Here is a 20,687-nt window from a genome sequence, read left to right on the forward strand (position 1 = left end):
GATCAGCCTTTCATCGTGTTGACGTCATCCACGGCGATCGAGCCGCGGTTTCTGAAGAAGACCACCAGAATGGCGAGACCGATGGCCGCCTCGGCCGCGGCGACGGTCAGAATGAAGAGGGCAAAGACCTGGCCGACCAGATCGCCCAGGAAGGCCGAGAACGCCACCATGTTGATGTTGACCGCCAGCAGGATGAGCTCGATCGACATCAGGATGGTGATGATGTTCTTCCGGTTCATGAAGATGCCGAACACCCCGGTGACGAAGAGGATCGCCGCAACGGTGAGGTAGTGGCCGAGACTGATTTCCATGGTCTTGCTTCCTTCTCCGCCTCAGATGCCCCGGCCGCTTTCGACCTTGCGGACCTCGATCGCCGTGGCGGGATTGCGCGCCACCTGGGCGGGGATCGACTGGCGCTTCAGACCGGCCTTGTGGCGAAGCGTCAGCACGATCGCACCGATCATCGCGACGAAGAGGATGAGACCGGCGAGCTGAAAGAACAGGATGTAGCGGGTGTAGAGCACGCTCCCGAGCGCCTCGATGTTCGACATCACGCTGAGCGGCGGCATCGGCATCGCCGTGTTGGCGACGATCTCCGGCTCGTAGACGCTGCCCGTCGCGGCGATGATCAGTTCGGCGAGCAGCACGACACCGATGATCAGCCCGAAGGGTGCGTATTCCAGCGCGCCCTGCTTGATCCGGCCGAAGTCGAGATCGAGCATCATCACGACGAAGAGGAAGAGGATCGCCACCGCGCCGACATAGACGACGATCAGGATCAGCGCCAGGAACTCCGCACCGGCCAGAAGGAACAGACCGGCGGCAGCGACGAAGGTCAGGATCAGGAAGAGGACGGAGTGCACCGGATTGCGGGAGAACACGACCATGAGCGCCGCGCCGACCGCAATGAAGGCGAAGATATAGAAAAAGAATGCCTGAAGGCCGAGCATTCTCGGGCTCCCCTCATGTTCCGACACGCGGCGATTCGGGCCGCTTCGTTCATCATCGATGGCCGAGCCGGGCCCGGCCGCGATTCCCGCCTGATTCCTGCGTTCGCTTAGCGGTATGGCGCATCGAGCGCAATGTTGCGCGCGAGTTCGCGCTCCCACCGATCGCCATTCGCGAGCAGTTTTTCCTTGTCGTAGTAGAGCTCTTCGCGGGTTTCCGTCGCGAACTCGAAATTCGGGCCTTCCACGATCGCGTCGACCGGGCAGGCTTCCTGGCAAAAGCCGCAGTAGATGCACTTCACCATATCGATGTCGTAGCGGATGGTACGGCGGGTGCCATCGTTACGGCGCGGGCCGGCCTCGATGGTAATCGCCTGCGCCGGGCAGATCGCCTCGCAAAGCTTGCAGGCGATGCAGCGCTCCTGGCCGTTCGGATAACGGCGCAGGGCGTGCTCGCCGCGAAAGCGCGGGCTGACCGGCCCCTTTTCGAAGGGATAGTTCACGGTCGCCTTCGGCGCGAAGAAATAGCGCATGGACAGGACGAAGGCCTTCGCGAACTCGATGAGGAACAGCGAACGGACCGATTGTGCAATCTGGGACATGGGCCTTGCCCTCCCCTCTTTCAGTTCAACCCGCGATCATCGGCCCGAAGAACCAGCCGGCGACGGGAAAGAAAATCAATTGTGAAATCCGCGCGATGTTCAGCGCAGTGGAAGCGCCGAGGCGCTCCGACGGCCGCTGCCTGGCGACCTGCCCCATAATCAGCCCGATGACGTAGAAGTCGATCACGCCGAGGGCGAGACCGACCAGAGCACCGAGGACCGCCGGGTCGGTCATGCCGCCACCGCCACGGCACCCCAGCCGAAGAGCTGCAGGACGAAGGCGACGATGACGACCATCGCCAGCGACAGCGGCAGGAAGACCTTCCAGCCCAGCCGCATCAACTGGTCATAGCGGTAGCGCGGCACGAATGCCTTCACCATGGCGAACATGAAGAACACCAGCGCGACCTTCGCCAGGAACCAGATGACGCCCGGAACCCAGGTGAACGGTGCGAAGTTGAACGGCGGAAGCCAGCCCCCCAAGAAGAGGATGGTCGTCAGGCAGCACATCAGAGTGATGGCGGCGTATTCGCCGAGCATGAACATCATGTACGGGGTCGACCCATATTCGACCATGAAACCGGCGACGAGTTCGGATTCGGCTTCGGGAAGGTCGAATGGCGGCCGGTTCGTCTCGGCGAGCGCCGAGATGAAGAACACGATGAACATCGGGAACAGGCCGAGCCAGTGCCAGTCGAGGAACGTGTTCGGCAGGCCGATCATCGTGCCGAATCCGGTCTGCTGCGCGAGCACGATATGGCTGAGATTCAGCGAGCCGACGCACAGGAGCACGGTCACGATGACGAAGCCGATCGAGACCTCGTAGGAGACCATCTGCGCAGCCGAGCGCAGCGCACCGAGAAAGGCGTATTTCGAGTTCGACGCCCAGCCGCCCATGATCACGCCATAGACCTCGAGCGAGGAGATCGCGAAGACGTAGAGAATGCCGATATTGATGTCGGCGATCACCCAGCCGTCGGCCACCGGCACGACGGCGAATGTCGCCAGCGCCAACGTCACCGCCACCAGAGGTGCGAGCAGAAAGACGACCTTGTCGGAGCTGGCCGGAACGACCGGTTCCTTGAGCACGAACTTCAAGAGGTCGGCGAAGGACTGGAACAGGCCCCAGGGCCCAACGACGTTCGGGCCGCGCCGGTTCTGGACCGCCGCCCAGACCTTACGATCGGCCAGCAGGATGTAGGCGATCAGGACCAAGAGGACGACGAGGAAAAGAACGCTCTGCGCCAGGATGATGAGCCCCGGCCAGACATAGAATGAGAAGAAGTCCGTCACGTTCGAGCGTCCTTATTCCGCTGCTTCGAGATGCTCGGCTTGGGCGAGCCTTGAACATTCGGCCATCACCTTGGAGGCTCGCGCGATCGGGTTCGTCAGATAGAAATCCGCGAGCTTCGAGGCGAGCGGTTCATTGCCGAGCGAACCGGCCCTGTCGGCGAGGCTCAGAAGGTCGTCGTGACCGGCTGGCTCGATTCGATCGGTGCGCATCGTCGGGTGCGACTGGTAGAGATCGCGGCGCAACGCAGCAAGGGAATCGAAAGGCAACGTCTTGCCGAGAACCGCCGAGAGCGCCCGGATGATCGCCCAATCCTCGCGCGCGTCGCCCGGAGGAAAGGCCGCGCGGGTGGTCACCTGCGCCCGGCCCTCGGTATTGACGAACGTGCCGTCCTTTTCCGTATAGGCGGCGCCGGGCAGGATCACGTCGGCCCGGTGGGCGCCGCGGTCACCATGGGTGCCGACATAGACGACGAAGGGCCCGGGCGCGATCTCGACCTCGTCGCCGCCGAGGCTGAACAGGACGTCGACGGCTCCGCCGGCCATCTCGCCGAAGCTCTTGCCGCCCTCACCCGGCACGAAGCCGATATCGAGCGCGCCGACCCGTGACGCCGCGGTGTGAAGGACGTTGAAACCGTTCCAGTCGCCACTGAATGCGCCGATCTCGCGGGCGAGCGCTGCGGCGGATGCGAGAACGTTCGTACCGTTCTCACCGGAAATCGCGCCGCTTCCGACGATGATCATCGGTCGCTCGGCATTCTTCAGCGCGTCGAAGAATCCCTGGCTTGCGCCCGCGACATCCGAGAGCGTCTCCGTGCCGGCACCGAGATAGGTGTAGGCGTAGCGCAGATTGACACTCTCGCCGATGACGCCGATCGGAAAGCCGCCCATGCGCCAGCGCTTGCGGATGCGGGCGTTGAGGACGGACGCCTCGAAGCGGGGATTGGCGCCGATGATGAGAAGCGCGTCGGCGTCCTCGATCCCGGCAATGGTCGTGTTGAAGAGATAGCTGCCACGCCCTGCCGACGGATCGTGCTTCGCACCGTCCTGTCGGCAATCGACGGAGGTCGAGCCGAGCTCGGCCATGAGCTTCTTCAGGGCCCACATTTCCTCCACGGCCGCCAGATCACCCGCCACGGCGCCGATCTTTTCCGGCGCAGTATTGCCGACCTTGTCGCGGATCGCAGCGAAGGCTTCCTGCCAGGTTGCAGGCTGCAGCTTTCCGTCACGGCGCACGTAAGGTCGGTCCAGGCGCTGGGTCCTGAGGCCATCCCAGACGAAGCGGGTCTTGTCCGAGATCCATTCCTCGTTCACCGCCTCGTTGATGCGCGGCATGATGCGCAGCACTTCGCGGCCGCGCGTATCGACGCGGATCGCAGAGCCGACAGCGTCCATGACGTCGATCGTCTCGGTCTTGGTCAATTCCCAGGGACGCGCCTGGAAGGCATAAGGACGCGAGGTCAACGCACCGACGGGGCAGAGATCGATCACATTGCCCTGCAGCTCGGAGGTCATCGCCTGTTCGAGGAAGGTCGTGATCTCGGCATCCTCGCCGCGGCCGACGAGGCCGAGCTCGGAAATGCCGGCGACTTCGGTGGTGAAGCGGACGCAGCGCGTGCAGTGGATGCAGCGCGTCATGATCGTCTTCACCAGCGGGCCGATATACTTGTCCTCGACCGCGCGCTTGTTCTCCTGGTAGCGCGAGGAGTCGACGCCATAGGCCATGGCCTGGTCCTGCAGATCGCACTCGCCGCCCTGATCGCAGATCGGGCAGTCGAGCGGATGGTTGATCAGCAGGAACTCCATGACGCCCTCGCGGGCCTTCTTCACCATCGGCGTATTGGTGAACATTTCCGGCAGTTCGCCGTTCGGCCCTGGCCGCAGATCGCGAACGCCCATGGCGCAGGAGGCAGCCGGCTTCGGCGGGCCACCCTTCACCTCGACGAGACACATGCGGCAATTGCCGGCGATCGACAGCCGCTCATGGAAACAGAAACGCGGAATCTCGGCGCCCGCCTCCTCCGCCGCCTGCAGCAGCGTGTAGTGGTCCGGAACCTCGATCTCTTTGCCGTCGACTTTCAGCTTCGCCATGATGACCTTCACTTTCAGCTCACGGAAACATAGGGTCCCATGAGCCGCAGAAATTAGTTATTCCGCCGCCTCGAGCACTGGCTTCACGTCGTGCGCATTGTGCGAGAACTCGTCGATGCGCCGCTCGATCTCGGCGCGGAAATGCCGGACGAGGCCCTGGATCGGCCAGGCCGCCGCATCACCGAGCGCGCAGATCGTGTGGCCTTCGACCTGCTTCGTCACATCGAGAAGCATGTCGATCTCGCGCTTCTGAGCATGGCCGGTAACCATGCGCTCCATCACGCGCCACATCCAGCCGGTGCCCTCGCGGCACGGGGTGCACTGGCCGCAGCTCTCATGCTTGTAGAAATAGGAGATGCGGGCGATCGCCTTCACGATGTCGGTGGACTTGTCCATGACGATCACGGCCGCGGTGCCGAGCGAGGTCTTGATCTCGCGCAGCCCGTCGAAATCCATCGGCGCATCGATGATGTCTTGCCCCGGCACCAGCGGCACGGACGAGCCGCCAGGGATCACGGCGAGAAGATTGTCCCAGCCGCCGCGAATGCCGCCGCAATGCTTCTCGATCAGCTCCCGGAACGGGATCGACATCGCCTCTTCGACGGTACAGGGCTGCTCGACATGGCCGGACACGCAGAAGAGCTTGGTGCCGGTGTTGTTCTGCCGCCCGATGCCGGCAAACCATGAGCCGCCACGACGCAGGATCGTCGGAGCCACCGCAATCGATTCGACGTTGTTGACCGTCGTCGGGCAGCCATAGAGGCCGACATTCGCCGGGAATGGCGGCTTCAGGCGGGGCTGGCCCTTCTTGCCTTCGAGGCTCTCCAGAAGCGCCGTCTCTTCACCACAGATATAGGCGCCGGCGCCGTGATGGACGATGATGTCGTAGTCCCAGCCGCATTTGTTGTCCCGGCCGAGATAGCCCTGCTCGTAGCACTCGTCGATCGCCCGCTGCAGCGCCTGACGCTCGCGCACATATTCGCCGCGAATGTAGATGTAGGCGGCATGGGCGCCCATGGCGAAACCGGCGATCACACAGCCTTCGATCAGCGTGAACGGGTCGTTGCGCATGATCTCCCGGTCCTTGCAGGTCCCGGGCTCGGATTCGTCGGCATTGACGACGAGGTAATGCGGCCGCTCGCCGACCTCCTTCGGCATGAAGGACCATTTCAGCCCGGTCGGAAAACCGGCGCCGCCACGACCACGAAGACCGGAGGCCTTCATCTCGTTGATGATCCAGTCGCGACCCTTGCCGATGATGTCGGCGGTGCCATCGAAATGGCCGCGTTTCAGCGCCGCCTTCAGGCTCTTGTCGCGAAGCCCGTAGATATTGGTGAAGATCCGGTCCTTATCCTGAAGCATGTCGCTCCTCCTTCACCTCACGCGTCGCCCGGCCGCGACTGCGAGCCCGACTGCAAATCCCGCGCCTGCTCGATCCAGCCCTCGCGGACGGCCCGGCCCCGGAAATTCAGATAATCGTCGATCCAGATCAGCTCGGTCTCGCGCCATTTGGCAATCTGCCAGAAATGGAAGACACCGAGATCGTTCAGCTTGCCCTCGATAACGGGACCGATACCCTTGATCTGCTTCAGATCGTCGGCTTCGCCCTGGGGCGCCGAAAGAAGATCGGCCGGCTTGTCGCCGGGCTCTCTGGCCGGCTCTGGTTCCTCCGCCTCGCTCTCGAAGCGATCGTCGTGAGCGGGGCCTGTCGTCGTGTCCGACGTGACTGCGCGCCGACCCTCGGCCAGCGTATCCGTCGATTCGCTCAGGACCTTCGACGTCTCTTCGCCACTCGCCACGCGGGGCGGCTGGTGCCCATCATCATCGGCAAGGTGTTTGTCAGCCGGGATGACCGCGTCCTCGGCAGCCGCCTCGGCGCGACGGAAATCGCCGCTGGTCTCACGGCCGGTATCGGCCGACTCTTCATCATCCTCGACGTCGTCGGGGCCGTGACGCTCGCCACCGGTCTGCCCTGCCGCCGGCTTGTGACCTTCCGCGGCAAGCTCGTCGCTCTCGCGCTCCTCGCCGCGCTGATCGGCGTTGCCGTCCGCCGCCTTGCCCGGAGATTTCAGGCTCGGGTCGCTCTCGGTGGATTCCGTATCGGGACGGCCCGCCTCCGACGGTGGTGTGGAGACGGTCTCGCCGGCCCCTTCACCCTGCGCCTTCGAACCGTTGGCGGGACCATGCCCGAAATCGCGTTCCTGCTCCTCGATCAGGTCGTCATAATCGCCCTTGAGCGTGGTCAGCCCGCCAATCGGAACCGAGAGATGCCGTCCGTTCTGCGGTCCCGGCTTCACTTCCTCACCGCGACCCGCGTCGAAGAGGTCGATGATCTCTTCCAGTCGCTCGGGCGTCAGATCCTCGTAGGTATCCTGGAAGATCATCACCATCGGCGCGTTCACGCAGGCCCCGAGGCATTCGACCTCCTCCCAGGACAACGAGCCCTTCTCGTTGCGGTGGAACTGCTCGGCATGGATCTTCTTGCGACAGACGGCCTTCAGATCTTCCGCGCCCCGCAGCATGCAAGGCGTCGTGCCACACACCTGGATGTGCGCCTTGGTGCCGACCGGGTGCAGCTGGAACTGGGTATAGAAGGTCGCGACCTCGAGCACGCGGATCAGCGGCATTTCGAGCATCTCGGCGACATGCTCGATCGCGGCCTTGGTGACCCAACCCTCCTGGTCCTGCGCCCGCATCAGAAGCGGGATGACAGCGGATTGCTGGCGACCTTCGGGATATTTGCGAATCGTCGCTTCGGCCCAGGCCGCGTTCTCTTCGGTGAAAGCGAAACCGGCGGGTTGCGCGGTCTCTTCCGCGAGACGTCTGACGGACATCGGTTCTCTATCTTAGAGCGGTTCAACATGCGATGTTGCGGCGCGTTCTATCACAAGACTGACAAAAGGCCAGTGGCGGATGACCGCAGTTTTCGATTGATTGAAAGCACCGACGAGCGCCCGTCAAGCGCCGAGGAGAGCTTCCACCGAAACCGTGAATCCGGGCGGAGAAAGATCGACTGTCTCGCCGCGGCCGAGGATGCGTGTCAGTATCTCGCCTTCGACGGACGAGCGCCGGTGATGGATCAGGCGACCCTGTTCCGGAGACACGATCAGATAGTGTGAGATCGACGAAACGGCGAAGTAATCGGCCAGCTTGTGCGTCGCGTCGAAAACGGCGCTCGACGGCGACTCGATCTCGACGACGACCACCGGATTGGTCGCAACCAGACTGTTCGGATCGTAAGGCCCACAATGCACCAAAGCGTCGGGTTCGCGGACCGTGTGATCGTCAATTCGCACGCTGACGCCGTCGATGAAGGCGCTGCAGTCCAAGCCCCGCTCACGAATTCCCGATCGTAGAGCCAGCCATGCGCTCGCTTTCGCCTCCGCATGCCGGATCCGCTCCGATTGCAGCCGCACGGCCTCGCCCGCCACCAGTTCGTAGCGCTCCCCTTCCGGCAGCGCCTGCGACCAGACAAGGAACTCGTCCGCGCTCATCGGCGCAAGGGGCAGCGCTTCGTTCTTCATGAGCCGACACTACCCTAACGGTCCGAAATTCGGAACGCTTTTCGCCCGGCGCCAGGAGCCGCCGGGCTGCGAGTCAGCGATCGACCTCGCCGAAGACGATATCGAGCGTGCCGAGGATCGCCGAGACGTCGGCCAGCATATGCCCCTTGCACATGACGTCCATCGCCTGGAGATGGGCGAAACCTGGCGCGCGGATCTTGCAGCGATGCGGCTTGTTGGTGCCGTCGGAGACGAGATAGACACCGAATTCGCCTTTCGGCGCCTCGACCGCCGCGTAGACCTCGCCTTCGGGGAGATGGAAACCCTCGGTGTAGAGCTTGAAGTGGTGGATGATCGCTTCCATCGAACGCTTCATCTGACCGCGCTTCGGTGGCACCACCTTGCCCTCGGTCGAGGAAACGGGCCCCTGCCCTTCCGCGCTCGAGAGCTTCTCGACGCACTGCTTCATGATCCTGGCGGATTCGCGCATCTCGACCATGCGAATGAGATAGCGGTCGTAGCAGTCCCCGTTCTTGCCGATGGGGATGTCGAAATCCATTTCCTCGTAGCACTCATAGGGCTGCGACTTGCGCAGATCCCACGCTGCACCCGACCCACGCACCATCACGCCCGAAAAGCCCATCGCCCAGGCGTCTTCGAGATTGACGACGCCGATGTCGACATTGCGCTGCTTGAAGATGCGGTTGTCGGTGAGCAGGCCCTCGATGTCGTCACAGACCTTCAAGAACGGGTCGCACCAGGCACCGATATCGTCGATCAGCTTCTGCGGCAGGTCCTGATGAACGCCGCCGGGCCGGAAATAGCCCGCATGAAGACGCGCCCCGGATGCACGCTCGTAGAAGACCATGAGCTTCTCGCGCTCCTCGAAGCCCCAGAGCGGCGGCGTCAGCGCGCCAACGTCCATGGCCTGGGTGGTCACGTTGAGGAGATGCGAGAGGATGCGACCGATCTCGCTGTAGAGCACGCGGATGAGCTGGCCGCGTTTCGGCACCTCCACCTCAGCGAGGCGCTCGATCGCCATGCAGAAGGCATGCTCCTGATTCATCGGCGCGACGTAGTCGAGCCGATCGAAATAGGGGATCGCCTGAAGATAGGTCTTGTGCTCGATCAGCTTCTCGGTACCGCGATGCAACAGACCGATATGCGGGTCGACGCGCTCGACGATCTCGCCGTCGAGTTCCAGAACCAGCCGCAGCACGCCATGCGCCGCCGGGTGCTGGGGACCGAAATTGATGTTGAAGTTGCGGACGTCGATCTCAGCCATTCGACCTGTCCTCTTGGGAAGCAAACTGCGCCAGGAATTCGCCACCGGTCATTTTCTTGGTGTCGTTGGCGAAATCATACCAGTCGGGCTTGGAGTCGACGAAGATCTGCTGCGTGAAGCAGGCCTCTGTCAGGTCGTCGAAGGCCGCCGCCGAGATGGCGTAGTGCGTCGCGTCCTTCGATCGCCAGAACAGCGTCGAGCCGCAACGATTGCAGAAGCCGCGCTCGCCCCAGTCGGACGATTCGTAGATCCCGAGGAAATCGGTTCCCGCGATGACCACTTCCTCGCTGGCTTCGACCGCCATGAATGGCCCGCTCGACCAACGACGACAGATGTCGCAATGGCAGGCACCGACATCCTGATTGTGAAGGTCGGCGTCGATTCGTACGCCGCCGCAAAGGCACCGGGCCTGGAGCCGCTTGGCCGTCATCGCCTGTCCTCGCTTTACTGGCTCTTGGCTTTCTCGTCGCCCGGGAGAACGTATTCCGTTCCCTCCCACGGCGAGAGGAAGTCGAAATTGCGGAATTCCTGGCGAAGCTCGACGGGCTCGTACACCACCTGCTTCTTCTCTTCGTCGTAATGAACCTCGACGAAACCGGTCAGCGGGAAATCCTTGCGCATCGGATGCCCCTCGAAGCCGTAATCCGTCAGGATGCGGCGGAGATCCGGGTGGCCGGTGAAGAGGATTCCGTAGAAATCATAGGCCTCGCGCTCGAACCAGTCCGCCGCCGGGAACACGCCCGCGACCGAGGGGACGGGATCGTCCTCGGCGGTGCGGACCTTCACCCGGATCCGCTGATTCTGCCGGGGCGACAGCAGGTGATAGACCACTTCGAAGCGCTTCTCGCGCGCCGGGTAGTCGACACCGCAGATATCGATGAGATTGACGAACTGGGTCTGAGGATCGTCGCGGAGGACGGTCATCACCTTGACGATGTCTTCCGGCGACACGACCAGCGTCAGTTCACCAAAGCGGAACTCGCTCGAGCCAAGACGCTCCCCCAGCACTTCGGCGACATAGTCAGCCATGTCGGTGGTAGCAAAATCGCGCATCGGTGGCTGCTCCTCGTCCTAGCGCTCGATGGTGCCTGTACGGCGGATCTTCTTCTGCAGGAGAAGCACGCCGTAAAGCAGCGCCTCGGCGCTCGGCGGACAACCGGGCACGTAGATGTCCACCGGCACGACGCGATCGCAGCCGCGCACCACCGAATAGGAGTAATGGTAATAGCCGCCGCCATTGGCGCAGGAGCCCATGGAGATGACATAGCGGGGCTCGGGCATCTGGTCGTAGACCTTGCGCAGCGCCGGCGCCATCTTGTTGGTCAGCGTGCCGGCGACGATCATCACGTCCGACTGACGCGGTGAGGCACGCGGCGCGAAGCCGAACCGCTCCGCGTCATAACGCGGCATCGACATCTGCATCATCTCGACCGCGCAACAGGCGAGACCGAACGTCATCCACATGAGCGAGCCGGTGCGCGCCCATTGGATCAGATCGTCCGTCGATGTGACGAGAAAGCCCTTGTCGGCCAGCTCGTTGTTGACGTCGGTCACGAACGGGTCTTCTGCCGGCACGATCGGCCGGGCAGTCTGGCCCGTACCCGTTCCCATCTCCGCAGCGCGCGGAGCGAACGGCTGGTCGCCGATGATCAATCCCATTCCAAAGCGCCCTTTTTCCATTCATAGATGAAGCCGACGGTCAGGACGCCGAGAAACACCATCATCGACCAGAAGCCGAACCAGCCGAGCGTGCCGAAGGTGGCCGCCCAGGGGAAGAGGAACGCGACTTCCAGATCGAAAATGATGAACAGGATCGAGACCAGATAGAATCGGACATCGAACTTCATGCGCGAATCGTCGAAAGCGTCGAAGCCGCACTCATAGGCCGACAGCTTCTCGTCATCCGGCGCCTTGAAGGCGAGGAGAAACGGCGAGACGAGAAGCGCCAGGCCAACGATCAGCGCGACGCCCACGAAGATGACGATCGGCAGATAGGATGCGAGAAGTTCGCTCATCGGCCCCTTCCGGTTTTCCGCATCGGCGCACTGAGGAGGATTTCTCTCCGCGCCATCGATACTTGGCGGGCCGCCAAACGTGCGATCCCGCATTGCGGCGACGGTTATCGCCTTCTTAGAATCTGTGCAAGGCATCCGCGCGCGCAAGCGTCGGAAAGCACCCCGCTCCGCCTCGCATACGGCTTGGAAACTTCCTCCCTTACCGCCTGGCATGCACTTGCCATCGCCGTACGAAGGCCGCAACCATGGCGGATCTCGAGTTCTGGAAATGGGGAGGAGTTCACAATGGCCGACAGCAAGGAAGCGGGATGGCTGCCCATGGCGGGCGCGTTTCGCGATGGCCGGCGGATCCTGGTGACGGTTCGCGGCGGCGAACAGGGGCCGGCGGAGGTCGACACGGTGCGCTGGGCGACCGTGCGCGGGTCCTCAGAGCGGCGATGGGTCGCGACCGACATGGGCCCGGACGGCTTCGTCACCTATGAGGACGACGAACTGGTCGCCTGGATGCCCTGGCCGGAGCCGACCCACCAGCAATCCTCCGTGACGATCCCCGCCCCGGCCGACGAAGCGGATTTCGAGGATCAGGGCTCGGGGATCTGACCCGAAGGGTAGCAGCCGAGCGAAGGCCTGTCCGAGATGCTTCGGCATTCGAAGCGGATGGGAGAGCGCTCGGCATACGCCGCGACATCGCAGGCGCACAAGGACTTAGTCCTCAGAACCGATCCGCATTCGCACCAAAGCGCAATGCCAAGCCACTGTAGTGTCTGGAAAATGGCGCGAGTGACGGGGCTCGAACCCGCGACCTCCGGCGTGACAGGCCGGCACTCTAACCGACTGAGCTACACCCGCGCTCGTGCCGCTCTCGGCGGCTCGTGAGGCGGTCGTTTACGGAGAAGCTTCCAACCTGTCAAGCATCTCGTTCCGCCAAATCTGCAATTGGATGACAGCGATCGGCAAAGGATCGAAAATGACGCCTTTTGGCGCCGCCGTGGCGAGAGAACGCGGCCTTTACGTCGCTTGAAGCCATGGAGAATCAGTCCGTCTCGGCCCGCATGCCTGGATAAGGTCCGGGCCCGAATGCTGGGCAGCCGCGATTCGCTTTCTTCCGCCGACACGCCCGATCCATCTCAAGGGGTTCCATGCTCCATCAGGTACCGAAACTCAGTTCCGTCGGATGAGATGACGCAGCTTTTTCCCGACGCTCCGCGCCGAAACTGCGGCCACTTGGCGGGTATCCCGAGGCGGCGCCGGTCGAAGGTCTGAGGGATCTTCCCCCAAAAGGGACAGGAGCGCCACCAACTCCACCCGGATTTGCCGATGCTGGCGTTCATCCAGAAGCGCAAGGCCCTTGTCCTCCACCGCAGCGCGGAAATTCCGAAGATTCGCCAGCACGCGCGTCGCACCCAGCAACTCCGTCTCGTTGCTCTTCAGCGTATTGATCAGGGCGACCAAATGGCGGGCGACCTCGCCTGCGTTTGCCGGATCGGCCAAAATCGGCCGGACGCGAGTGGCGATGCGCGGCGGGATCGGGTCGTTCTGTCCGGTCGATTGCGGCTCCGCCACGCCGCGATCGGCGGCAAAGGCCCGCATGACCCAGTTGGGGATGGCCTGCGGTCGCGGCGGTGTGAAGGGGTAGAGGTGCTCCACCGGTTGGTCCAGGCTGTCGCGCGTCGCCAAAAGTGCGAAGCCCGCAAAGGTCCACAACTCTCTGAGATGCGGGTTCTTCAGTGCCGCAAGCGATTCGCGGAACGCCAGAAAATAGAGTTCGAGATCGGCCACGCGATCGAAGTCCGTCGGCGCGCCGACATAGTCCAGATAGGATTCGGCAAGCGCGAGCTCGCCGAGTTCGTTCTCGATCTCCCCGGCATCCTTCAGCCGGTAGGCATCCACGATCAGCTCGCGCGGAAGGTCGGCCACATGCTCGCGGAGCTTCAAGCGTCGATTGATCCAGCTGTAACTCAGCTTCAGATCCGGCGCCATCTGCAGATTGGCTTCGATGAACTCGATGGTCTCATGGGAAAAGCTGTCAGGAAGGACGGCGCAAGCGATCGTCTTGAAGCCGACGTATTTCTCCGGATCACGGCCCAGCAATTCGCGCATGCTCGCGAGCCGCCGGTTGCCGTTCACCACCAGGCCCTGCCGGGTGATCAGCAGCGGCTCGGTCTGCAGGGCATATTGCTCCAGCTCCGCAAAGATCGGAGACGTCTCGTCGCTGGCTTTGGCCACAAGCAACCGGTGCAGGATGGCCTGGACACGCGAATCGGCTTCGACGATCCGTCCTTCCGCATCCAGCAAGCCTTCATCGCGGCAGGCATGGCGGATTTCGGAGAGGACGCGGCCATTGTCGGCCCGGTAGACCAGCCGCTCCGCCTCCACCGGCACCACCGGCAAATCGACGTAACCGTCCTGGGTACGCACATATTGGGTCGACTGAGGCCGGGAGACGTCCAGCACGTCGGCCAAGGCGTCTGAAGAGCGCGCCTCGCGCAAGATGCCGTTCGGGCTCGTCAGCATGAGGATACCCTCCGCAGTGTTGGGATCAGTCGCCAGCGGAGAATTTCATCTGGGCCTGCGCAGATGACAGCGCAATAGAAGCAGGGAGAAACTCCCTGGGTCGTCCGACCCAATCGAAGGGCTGAACACCTGACGCAGAAGGATGTTGGAAAACATAGCGAAATCAATTTCGCTGGTACTCCCAAGGGGACTCGAACCCCTGTTTCCGCCGTGAGAGGGCGGCGTCCTAGACCGCTAGACGATGGGAGCCTTTGCGCTGGTGGGCGCTCTCTTAGAAGCTCTTATTCTTCAGCGCAAGAGCTTTTCTCGGGAAGTTACCGATTGCTGGCCGCTCACTCCGACGAAGGCGCTTCCGCAAGATCGAGACGCTTCAAAATTCGGCCGTCGGCCAGCGAGATCAGGTAAAGCCTCACGCCCCTCTCTCCGGTCGTGCGAAGCAGGGCCCGGTCGCCGTCCAGAGAGACATCGACCACCTCTTCTCCCGCGGGAAGCGAAACGGTGCTGGCTTCTTCGGCCGAGCCGAGCCCACCCGGCAGCGTCTTGTAGACAACGACGCCCAGCACGGCCATAACGCCGACGATCATGATCCCGATCGAGACGGCCAGAAGCCGGACCATCTTCCGCCGCACGCGTTCGGCGACAGGGTCGAGCGGCTTTTCGTCATCGCCGTCAATATCATTGTTGAGCGCCATCTCGGCCCCTTTTCGCTTGCATGTCCATGCCTCGGGCCGCCGCGATCGCCTCGGGCCCGCCGGCTGCTCCTACAGGGCTTGAAACCATGGAGACAAGACGCTTCCTCGTCGATCCGGCCAGCGAGGGCGCGCGGCTCGACGTTTTCCTGGCCGAGGCGCTCGAGGGCGCCCTTTCCCGCAGCCGGCTCAAGGCGCTGATCGAATCGGGCGCGGCTCGGATCGACGGGGCAGCTGCCACCAGCGCGAAGCAGAAGGTCGGATCGGCCCAGACGGTGGAACTGGCGTTGCCGCCTCCCGAAGACGCGCGACCACAAGCCGAATCAATTCCGCTCGCCGTTGTCTACGAGGACAGCGCGCTGATCGTCGTCGACAAGCCGGCCGGACTCGTGGTGCATCCCGGAGCCGGCAACCCGACCGGCACCCTCGTCAACGCCCTCATCGCCCATTGCGGTCCCAGCCTGACGGGGATCGGCGGCGAGCGCCGGCCCGGAATCGTCCATCGCCTCGACAAGGACACGGGCGGTCTCCTCGTGGTCGCCAAGACCGAACGCGCCCATGTGGACCTCTCGGAGCAGTTTGCCGCCCACGGTCGCGACGGACGCCTTCACCGGGCCTATCTCGCAGTCTGCTGGAATGTGCCCCGCCCTGCCCACGGCACCATCGACGCGGCGCTGGGCCGCTCGACGGCGAATCGCATCAAACGAGCCGTCGTGCCCGCAGGACGCAGCGACGCGCGACACGCGGTCACGCACTATGAGACGGTCGCCGTCAGCGATGCGACGGAGGCCGCCCTCACCCGATGTCGCCTCGAGACCGGCCGCACGCATCAGATCCGGGTTCATATGGCGCATATCGGCTATCCCCTGATCGGAGACCCACTGTATGGCACGGGACTGAAGACCAAGGCTGCGCGTCTGCCCGAGGATAGTCGCCAGGTTGTTACGGCCTTTGACCGCCAGGCCCTGCATGCGGCCGAGCTCGGCTTCGTACATCCCGAAACCGGAGCGGCCTTGCGCTTCCGGTCGCCACTCCCGCAGGATATGCGGAACCTTTGCAAAGCGCTGATGATTCCCCTCCCGGACGGGCTATGATCGGTTCTGGTCGGTGGATCAGAGGCAAGCGACAGGGCGCGGCGGACGCAGCATTAAATTGCTGCAATGTTAGCCGGGAACACGTGCAACGGATGCGGGCCGCACCCATATGAGCCTATGTGCGGGTTGGCGTCTGCGGCCCGCGAGAAGGCCGGCTTTCGTGGCAAAGCGGCCGATATCATGAATGGAGGGCGCAATATGGCCCAGATCAACCTTCCGACGGTGGCGTCGGGCGATGGCGGTCTGACACGCTATTTAGAAGAGATTCGTCGGTTTCCAATGCTGGAGCCGCAGGAAGAATACATGCTCGCAAAGCGCTATGCGGAGCATGACGACCGGAATGCAGCCCAGAAACTCGTCACCAGCCACCTGCGACTCGTCGCCAAGATCGCGATGGGCTACCGCGGCTACGGCCTGCCGATCGGCGAAGTCATTTCCGAAGGCAATGTCGGCCTGATGCAGGCCGTCAAGCGCTTCGACCCGGAACGCGGGTTCAGGCTGGCAACCTACGCCATGTGGTGGATCAAGGCTTCGATCCAGGAGTATATCCTGCGGTCTTGGAGCCTGGTAAAAATGGGCACCACCGCCAATCAGAAACGTCTGTTCTTCAATCTGCGCAAGATGAAGAGCCGCATTCAGGCGCTGGACGAAGGCGATCTTCGTCCCGAGCAGGTGAACCAGATCGCCACCAATCTCGGCGTTTCGGAGGACGAGGTGATCTCGATGAATCGCCGACTTTCCGGCGATGCATCGCTGAACGCTCCGATCCGCGCGACCGAGGGCGAATCGGGCGAATGGCAGGACTGGCTGGTCGATGACGCCGAATCCCAGGAAGACATTCTGGCGCGGCAGGACGAATACGATCAGCGGCGCGGCATGCTGCGCTCGGCGATGGATGTCCTGAACGACCGCGAACGGCGGATCTTCGAGGCGCGCCGTCTGGCTGAAGAGCCGCTGACGCTCGAGGCCCTTTCCGGCGAATTCGACATCTCGCGCGAACGCGTGCGGCAGATCGAGGTACGGGCGTTCGAAAAGGTCCAGAAGGCCGTCCGCGACAAGGCCGCGGCGGCCCAGGACGCGCTGACACCCGTCAGCCCGTAAGCTCGCGCCATGTGACAAGAGAAGAAAGGCCGGATGCAGGACATGCTCCGGCCTTTTTGCTGTCCGGGCTCTTGCCCCCACCCGTTCCGGGAGTCAGCGCAACTCCGGAATGCGGCCGATCGGAAAGATCCCGGCCGAGAGGATCCCGTCTTTCGCGCGCATCTCGATCACAGTCCGACCGTTGATCTGGCGTCCGGCCATGGGGACCGCGGAGGCGATCGCGCCCGCGATGTTGGCAAGGTCCGGTGCGACCGTGCCAACGAGCTTGGCGATCTCGTCGGGGTCGGCGACGGCCAGTTCGAACGCCCCGTTGAGCCGTCCCTCATCATTGAAGGCGAACTCTCCGCTGAGTTCGGCATTGGCCGAGCCCATCTCGATCAACAGGGAGCGAAGCGCGATATCCTTGCCGGCGAGGAGCACCCGTGCCGACTGACCGCGCGCGCCGCCCGCGAGCCAGTCCGCAGCGTCGCCGATCGTCGCGTCCACCGTCGCGTCAAGCGGCGGCAGGTCCGGGGCGTTCGGCATGACAAGCTTGCCGCTGTCGACCACACCGAAAACGTCGAGATTGCCGTCGCGCCGCCGCGCATGCGTCTCGGTGTGAGTCGCCTCGGCGAGTGGCTGTCGACCGTTCGCCGGCTCTACCAGGGCAACGACCGGCCCGTCGGAGACGAGCGAGAAGCGATCCAGCCCCTCGGTCCAGAAAGACGCGCTTGCCTGGGCGAGCGACCAGCGGATATCGAGTGGCGGAACGGTGGCGGCATCCAGCAGCAAGGGCCCATCGAGTTCGGCGACGACGCGGTTGGGTCGATAGATCTGGGCCGCCGTGCGGAGCGCGCCCGCCGAGGCCCGGAGACCGTTGTCTGGCCCGTCCAAGGTCACCGCGTCGCAGCGGATCCCGATTCGGAACGGATAGCCGAACACCTCGCGATTGGGGCAGCCGACCTCCGTGCCGCGCGCTCGCGCCTGTTCGATCGCCTGATCGACCGCCGCGTCGAGCCGTCCCGCGAGATAGTACCATGCGCCGGAAAGACCGGCCGCCAGCACGATGACGATGACGACGATGCCGAGGAACGCACGGCGCCCCCTTCTCGGACTGTCGCTTGACGGATTCATCCTCGTATCCTCTTACACAAATCAAACCCGCCGGTGGCAATGGACGAGACGTATCGGGCGCAATGGAAGAATTCTGGGTATTCGGTTACGGGTCACTGATCTGGCGACCAGGCTTTGACTATGTGGAAAGCGCAAAGGCAAGGCTCGCAGGCTATCATCGTTCGCTTTGCGTCCACTCCTTCGTCCACCGCGGCACGCCGGAGCGGCCCGGCCTCGTCTTCGGCCTCGACCGCGGCGGCTCGTGCGTCGGAATGGCCTTTCGGGTCGAGGATTCGAAAAAGGACGCCACCATCGCCTATCTCCGCGAGCGAGAACTCGTCACCCATGTCTATCGGGAACTGGTTCTGCAGATCCGTACGGTGGACGGCCGGCGCGTGCGGGCGCTCACCTATGTGGTCGATCGCGGCCACACCCAGTATGCGGGCAAGATGGACACCGCCTCGGCAGCTGCCATCGTAAAGCGCAGCCATGGCCGCTCGGGTGCCAATGTAGACTATGTCAGGAACGCATTCGAGCATATCGATGCGATGGGCTTGAAGGACCATTGGCTCCAGGAGGTCGTATCCCGGCTGTGACAGCTGACGATGCGCGGCGAGAACACCGGCCAGCCTTTGCTCAAGACTGCACCGGGTCACCGATACCGTTCAACCGGCCGGAGTTTTCCGCCGGCTTCGAGCCGGGATCGTGCGGACCATGGCGTCCGGACGACAGTTCCCTCGAACGCGACTCGATCGCCGACCGCAGCGCGTCCAGAAACTCCTGGCGGCCGAGCCCTGACGGCAGCACGGGCAGGAATTCGGCCCGGATCGTCCCCTTCTTCTTGATGAAGCTGTTGCGCGGCCAACAGAGGCCGGAATTGAGAGCGACGGGGACCACCGGCAGTCCCAGCGCCTCGTAGAGCCGAAAGACGCCCTGGCGATATTCGACCTCGGCACCGGGGGCCGTCCGTGTGCCTTCGGGAAAAATGACGATTTGCCGCCCCTGCCGGACTGCGACCTCGGCGGCAGAAACCATGGCGTTGATGGCGCCGCCTCGCTTGGCCCGATCGACCGGGATCATGTTCATCCGCCGGGCGAAGGCACCGAACAGCGGGATCGCCATCAGTTCCTTCTTCAGAATGAAAGTCGGCCGCTCGATTTCGGGCAGAAGCGCGAAGATTTCCCAGAAGGACTGATGCTTGGAGGCGATGATCGCCCCGCCTGACGGGATATGCTCCTGTCCGGTCAGGACGGAGCGCGTGCCGACAATCTTGGCCAGAAGCCACAAGCTCGACTTCGCCCAATTCTTGACGATCCGCCAGGCCGTCTCTTCCCGCACGAAGAAGAAGACCGGCGAAAAGAAGATCAGTTGCAGGATCAGATTGGCGTAGAAGGCGACATTGAAGGCAAGCGAGCGCAAGAACGTCATGGGCCGTCGGGCTCCGGGGCAGATGTGATGCAGCCGTTCCTCACGCGGCGATGCCGTGGAAGATGGGCCGGCGACCACTGAAGATCAGCGGCTCGCATAGCACGCCTCCTCTCCGTGATCGACATGAGATCGGCCTCCATCGCGAGCAGGCGTCGCGCGGCATCATTCCGCCTGGTCGAGGCTCGCGAGCTGGGGCGGCGCCGGCATGGGAGGATTGGACAACCCGACGGCGCCGCGCAGCCGCGTGGCGATCAGCTTGGCATATTCGGTCAGCATGATCTTGAGCCCCGACAGGCTCGGCATCGCATCGCGCTGCCACAAATCATCGCGCCTCACGGCGTAGGGCGTGACGGAGCGAATCGTGTCGACGCGGTCGAATTCGATCAGCGAACGCGGCATGTGATAGTCGCTCGTCACCAGAATGAGATCGCGAAAGCCCAGACTCGAGGCCCACCGGCCAGTCATCTCGGCGTTACCGATCGTATCGGCGGCGACATAGTCGATGTCGACGCAGCAGTCGAACCAGGCCTTGTCGGTGTCTGTCAGGCGCGCCAGGGTGGTCGCCGTGGTGCCCGGATGGACGCCGCTGATCAGCAGTCTGCGACCACGCCCATCCTTCAGGAGATCGATCGCATAGTCGATGCGCATGGCACCGCCGGTCAGGACAACGATGCCGTCGGCCGCCGCGGCACCCGCCGGCTTCGACAGGCGCTCCACCTCCTCAGCGAAACGCAGGAAACCGCCCGCGAAATAGCCGGCCATCGCCGCAAGGATCAGCGCGCCGGCCAGCGACCGTTTGCGGCCCGACCAGGGTGCCGACCGCCGCTTCACCCTCTGGGGGGAAGGCTCGGCCATGGCTTCTAGTGGATCGAAAGCAATCGTCATTGCGGCCACTCTTCACGGTCGCAACACCGGTAAAGGCATCGGGATGCTGCGGAGAAAGGCTGTTTCAGGCCGACTGCTACGCAACCTGCCATCACTGCTCCCTTCTTTTCGCGATATCGATCCGACCATGGCGCGCGAATGCGGCAGCGCA

General features: G+C 63.4%; 23 protein-coding genes and 2 tRNA genes. 4 read left to right on the forward strand and 21 right to left on the reverse strand.

Annotated elements, in window-relative coordinates; all coding sequences use genetic code 11:
* Nucleotides 1-2: 2 nt before the first annotated feature.
* The 14 genes from nuoK to MF134_RS20610 all read right to left on the reverse strand — a co-directional run bounded on the left by nuoK (nt 3) and on the right by MF134_RS20610 (nt 11,733).
* Nucleotides 3-311, reverse strand: a complete 309-nt coding sequence (nuoK, locus tag MF134_RS20545; protein ID WP_255341282.1) for an NADH-quinone oxidoreductase subunit NuoK — start codon at nt 309-311, stop codon at nt 3-5.
* 21 nt (nt 312-332) lie between these two features.
* On the reverse strand, nt 333-950 hold the full coding sequence (locus MF134_RS20550; RefSeq protein WP_255341283.1) for an NADH-quinone oxidoreductase subunit J: 618 nt from the start codon (nt 948-950) through the stop codon (nt 333-335).
* 107 nt (nt 951-1,057) lie between these two features.
* Nucleotides 1,058-1,549 carry an NADH-quinone oxidoreductase subunit NuoI gene (nuoI, locus tag MF134_RS20555; RefSeq protein ID WP_255341284.1) on the reverse strand — a complete coding sequence of 164 codons (492 nt, stop codon included), beginning with the start codon at nt 1,547-1,549 and terminating at the stop codon, nt 1,058-1,060.
* A gap of 25 nt (nt 1,550-1,574) precedes the next feature.
* On the reverse strand, nt 1,575-1,784 hold the full coding sequence (locus MF134_RS20560) for a hypothetical protein (protein WP_255341285.1): 210 nt from the start codon (nt 1,782-1,784) through the stop codon (nt 1,575-1,577).
* Nucleotides 1,781-2,842 carry an NADH-quinone oxidoreductase subunit NuoH gene (gene nuoH / locus MF134_RS20565; protein WP_255341286.1) on the reverse strand — a complete coding sequence of 354 codons (1,062 nt, stop codon included), beginning with the start codon at nt 2,840-2,842 and terminating at the stop codon, nt 1,781-1,783. Before nuoH ends, MF134_RS20560 begins: the two co-directional genes overlap by 4 nt.
* A 12-nt stretch (nt 2,843-2,854) precedes the next feature.
* Nucleotides 2,855-4,930: an NADH-quinone oxidoreductase subunit NuoG gene (gene nuoG / locus MF134_RS20570; protein ID WP_255341287.1), complete on the reverse strand. Its 2,076-nt coding sequence runs from the start codon at nt 4,928-4,930 to the stop codon at nt 2,855-2,857.
* Between the two features lie 57 nt (nt 4,931-4,987).
* Nucleotides 4,988-6,292, reverse strand: coding sequence for an NADH-quinone oxidoreductase subunit NuoF (gene nuoF / locus MF134_RS20575; protein WP_255341288.1), 1,305 nt, complete (start codon nt 6,290-6,292; stop codon nt 4,988-4,990).
* A 17-nt stretch (nt 6,293-6,309) separates the two neighbouring features.
* The gene (gene nuoE, locus MF134_RS20580) at nt 6,310-7,764 is read right to left on the reverse strand and encodes an NADH-quinone oxidoreductase subunit NuoE (protein ID WP_255341289.1); all 1,455 of its coding nucleotides are present in this window, start codon (nt 7,762-7,764) and stop codon (nt 6,310-6,312) included.
* A gap of 123 nt (nt 7,765-7,887) precedes the next feature.
* Nucleotides 7,888-8,454, reverse strand: a complete 567-nt coding sequence (locus MF134_RS20585; protein ID WP_255341290.1) for a Uma2 family endonuclease — start codon at nt 8,452-8,454, stop codon at nt 7,888-7,890.
* Between the two features lie 73 nt (nt 8,455-8,527).
* On the reverse strand, nt 8,528-9,718 hold the full coding sequence (locus tag MF134_RS20590) for an NADH-quinone oxidoreductase subunit D (protein WP_255341291.1): 1,191 nt from the start codon (nt 9,716-9,718) through the stop codon (nt 8,528-8,530).
* The gene (locus MF134_RS20595) at nt 9,711-10,148 is read right to left on the reverse strand and encodes a GFA family protein (RefSeq protein WP_255341292.1); all 438 of its coding nucleotides are present in this window, start codon (nt 10,146-10,148) and stop codon (nt 9,711-9,713) included. The genes MF134_RS20590 and MF134_RS20595 overlap by 8 nt, the downstream gene beginning before the upstream one ends.
* Before the next feature lie 14 nt (nt 10,149-10,162).
* Nucleotides 10,163-10,747, reverse strand: coding sequence for an NADH-quinone oxidoreductase subunit C (locus MF134_RS20600; RefSeq protein ID WP_457590041.1), 585 nt, complete (start codon nt 10,745-10,747; stop codon nt 10,163-10,165).
* Nucleotides 10,748-10,789: 42 nt separating this feature from the next.
* Entirely contained in the window at nt 10,790-11,377 is a 588-nt protein-coding gene (locus MF134_RS20605) for a NuoB/complex I 20 kDa subunit family protein (RefSeq protein WP_457590038.1), read from the reverse strand.
* A complete protein-coding gene (locus MF134_RS20610; protein WP_255341294.1) occupies nt 11,368-11,733 on the reverse strand; it encodes an NADH-quinone oxidoreductase subunit A in 366 nt (121 codons plus the stop codon). The genes MF134_RS20605 and MF134_RS20610 overlap by 10 nt, the downstream gene beginning before the upstream one ends.
* Nucleotides 11,734-12,018: 285 nt before the next feature.
* Here MF134_RS20610 and MF134_RS20615 point away from each other — a divergent pair, with 285 nt between their 5' ends.
* Nucleotides 12,019-12,333 carry a hypothetical protein gene (locus MF134_RS20615; RefSeq protein WP_255341295.1) on the forward strand — a complete coding sequence of 105 codons (315 nt, stop codon included), beginning with the start codon at nt 12,019-12,021 and terminating at the stop codon, nt 12,331-12,333.
* A gap of 172 nt (nt 12,334-12,505) precedes the next feature.
* Here MF134_RS20615 and MF134_RS20620 read toward each other — a convergent pair.
* The 4 genes from MF134_RS20620 to MF134_RS20635 form a co-directional block, all read right to left on the reverse strand.
* Nucleotides 12,506-12,582: transfer RNA gene (locus MF134_RS20620), tRNA-Asp, on the reverse strand.
* A gap of 312 nt (nt 12,583-12,894) precedes the next feature.
* The gene (locus MF134_RS20625; protein ID WP_255341296.1) at nt 12,895-14,247 is read right to left on the reverse strand and encodes a hypothetical protein; all 1,353 of its coding nucleotides are present in this window, start codon (nt 14,245-14,247) and stop codon (nt 12,895-12,897) included.
* A gap of 173 nt (nt 14,248-14,420) precedes the next feature.
* Nucleotides 14,421-14,496, reverse strand: a tRNA-Glu gene (locus tag MF134_RS20630).
* Nucleotides 14,497-14,579: 83 nt separating this feature from the next.
* Nucleotides 14,580-14,939, reverse strand: coding sequence for a fimbrial protein (locus tag MF134_RS20635; RefSeq protein WP_255341297.1), 360 nt, complete (start codon nt 14,937-14,939; stop codon nt 14,580-14,582).
* Nucleotides 14,940-15,025: 86 nt separating this feature from the next.
* Between MF134_RS20635 and MF134_RS20640 the strand changes: the two genes are divergently transcribed.
* On the forward strand, nt 15,026-16,030 hold the full coding sequence (locus tag MF134_RS20640; RefSeq protein WP_255341298.1) for an RluA family pseudouridine synthase: 1,005 nt from the start codon (nt 15,026-15,028) through the stop codon (nt 16,028-16,030).
* Between the two features lie 198 nt (nt 16,031-16,228).
* The gene (gene rpoH, locus MF134_RS20645) at nt 16,229-17,131 is read left to right on the forward strand and encodes an RNA polymerase sigma factor RpoH (protein WP_255341299.1); all 903 of its coding nucleotides are present in this window, start codon (nt 16,229-16,231) and stop codon (nt 17,129-17,131) included.
* 93 nt (nt 17,132-17,224) lie between these two features.
* Here the strand turns inward: rpoH and MF134_RS20650 are convergent, their stop codons facing one another.
* Entirely contained in the window at nt 17,225-18,244 is a 1,020-nt protein-coding gene (locus MF134_RS20650; RefSeq protein WP_255341300.1) for a DUF2125 domain-containing protein, read from the reverse strand.
* A 62-nt stretch (nt 18,245-18,306) separates the two neighbouring features.
* Between MF134_RS20650 and MF134_RS20655 the strand changes: the two genes are divergently transcribed.
* Nucleotides 18,307-18,819, forward strand: coding sequence for a gamma-glutamylcyclotransferase (locus MF134_RS20655; protein ID WP_255341301.1), 513 nt, complete (start codon nt 18,307-18,309; stop codon nt 18,817-18,819).
* 40 nt (nt 18,820-18,859) lie between these two features.
* Here the strand turns inward: MF134_RS20655 and MF134_RS20660 are convergent, their stop codons facing one another.
* Nucleotides 18,860-19,651 carry a lysophospholipid acyltransferase family protein gene (locus MF134_RS20660; RefSeq protein ID WP_255341302.1) on the reverse strand — a complete coding sequence of 264 codons (792 nt, stop codon included), beginning with the start codon at nt 19,649-19,651 and terminating at the stop codon, nt 18,860-18,862.
* A 162-nt stretch (nt 19,652-19,813) separates the two neighbouring features.
* Entirely contained in the window at nt 19,814-20,536 is a 723-nt protein-coding gene (locus MF134_RS20665) for a YdcF family protein (protein ID WP_255341303.1), read from the reverse strand.
* Nucleotides 20,537-20,687: the final 151 nt, after the last annotated feature.

Origin of the sequence: Jiella marina, assembly GCF_024359545.1 — a bacterium.
In the GTDB taxonomy this organism is placed as follows: domain Bacteria; phylum Pseudomonadota; class Alphaproteobacteria; order Rhizobiales; family Rhizobiaceae; genus Jiella.

Excerpts from the sequence above, each read along its gene's own strand:
- nuoK (WP_255341282.1), bottom strand. The coding sequence starts at position 311 with ATGGAAATCAGTCTCGGCCACTACCTCACCGTTGCGGCGATCCTCTTC.
- MF134_RS20550 (WP_255341283.1), bottom strand. The coding sequence starts at position 950 with ATGCTCGGCCTTCAGGCATTCTTTTTCTATATCTTCGCCTTCATTGCG.
- nuoI (WP_255341284.1), bottom strand. The coding sequence starts at position 1,549 with ATGTCCCAGATTGCACAATCGGTCCGTTCGCTGTTCCTCATCGAGTTC.
- MF134_RS20560 (WP_255341285.1), bottom strand. The coding sequence starts at position 1,784 with ATGACCGACCCGGCGGTCCTCGGTGCTCTGGTCGGTCTCGCCCTCGGC.
- nuoG (WP_255341287.1), bottom strand. The coding sequence starts at position 4,930 with ATGGCGAAGCTGAAAGTCGACGGCAAAGAGATCGAGGTTCCGGACCAC.
- nuoF (WP_255341288.1), bottom strand. The coding sequence starts at position 6,292 with ATGCTTCAGGATAAGGACCGGATCTTCACCAATATCTACGGGCTTCGC.
- nuoE (WP_255341289.1), bottom strand. The coding sequence starts at position 7,764 with ATGTCCGTCAGACGTCTCGCGGAAGAGACCGCGCAACCCGCCGGTTTC.
- MF134_RS20585 (WP_255341290.1), bottom strand. The coding sequence starts at position 8,454 with ATGAAGAACGAAGCGCTGCCCCTTGCGCCGATGAGCGCGGACGAGTTC.
- MF134_RS20590 (WP_255341291.1), bottom strand. The coding sequence starts at position 9,718 with ATGGCTGAGATCGACGTCCGCAACTTCAACATCAATTTCGGTCCCCAG.
- MF134_RS20595 (WP_255341292.1), bottom strand. The coding sequence starts at position 10,148 with ATGACGGCCAAGCGGCTCCAGGCCCGGTGCCTTTGCGGCGGCGTACGA.
- MF134_RS20600 (WP_457590041.1), bottom strand. The coding sequence starts at position 10,747 with ATGGCTGACTATGTCGCCGAAGTGCTGGGGGAGCGTCTTGGCTCGAGC.
- MF134_RS20605 (WP_457590038.1), bottom strand. The coding sequence starts at position 11,377 with ATGGGATTGATCATCGGCGACCAGCCGTTCGCTCCGCGCGCTGCGGAG.
- MF134_RS20610 (WP_255341294.1), bottom strand. The coding sequence starts at position 11,733 with ATGAGCGAACTTCTCGCATCCTATCTGCCGATCGTCATCTTCGTGGGC.
- MF134_RS20615 (WP_255341295.1), top strand. The coding sequence starts at position 12,019 with ATGGCCGACAGCAAGGAAGCGGGATGGCTGCCCATGGCGGGCGCGTTT.
- MF134_RS20625 (WP_255341296.1), bottom strand. The coding sequence starts at position 14,247 with ATGCTGACGAGCCCGAACGGCATCTTGCGCGAGGCGCGCTCTTCAGAC.
- MF134_RS20635 (WP_255341297.1), bottom strand. The coding sequence starts at position 14,939 with ATGGCGCTCAACAATGATATTGACGGCGATGACGAAAAGCCGCTCGAC.
- MF134_RS20640 (WP_255341298.1), top strand. The coding sequence starts at position 15,026 with ATGGAGACAAGACGCTTCCTCGTCGATCCGGCCAGCGAGGGCGCGCGG.
- rpoH (WP_255341299.1), top strand. The coding sequence starts at position 16,229 with ATGGCCCAGATCAACCTTCCGACGGTGGCGTCGGGCGATGGCGGTCTG.
- MF134_RS20650 (WP_255341300.1), bottom strand. The coding sequence starts at position 18,244 with ATGAATCCGTCAAGCGACAGTCCGAGAAGGGGGCGCCGTGCGTTCCTC.
- MF134_RS20655 (WP_255341301.1), top strand. The coding sequence starts at position 18,307 with ATGGAAGAATTCTGGGTATTCGGTTACGGGTCACTGATCTGGCGACCA.
- MF134_RS20660 (WP_255341302.1), bottom strand. The coding sequence starts at position 19,651 with ATGACGTTCTTGCGCTCGCTTGCCTTCAATGTCGCCTTCTACGCCAAT.
- MF134_RS20665 (WP_255341303.1), bottom strand. The coding sequence starts at position 20,536 with ATGACGATTGCTTTCGATCCACTAGAAGCCATGGCCGAGCCTTCCCCC.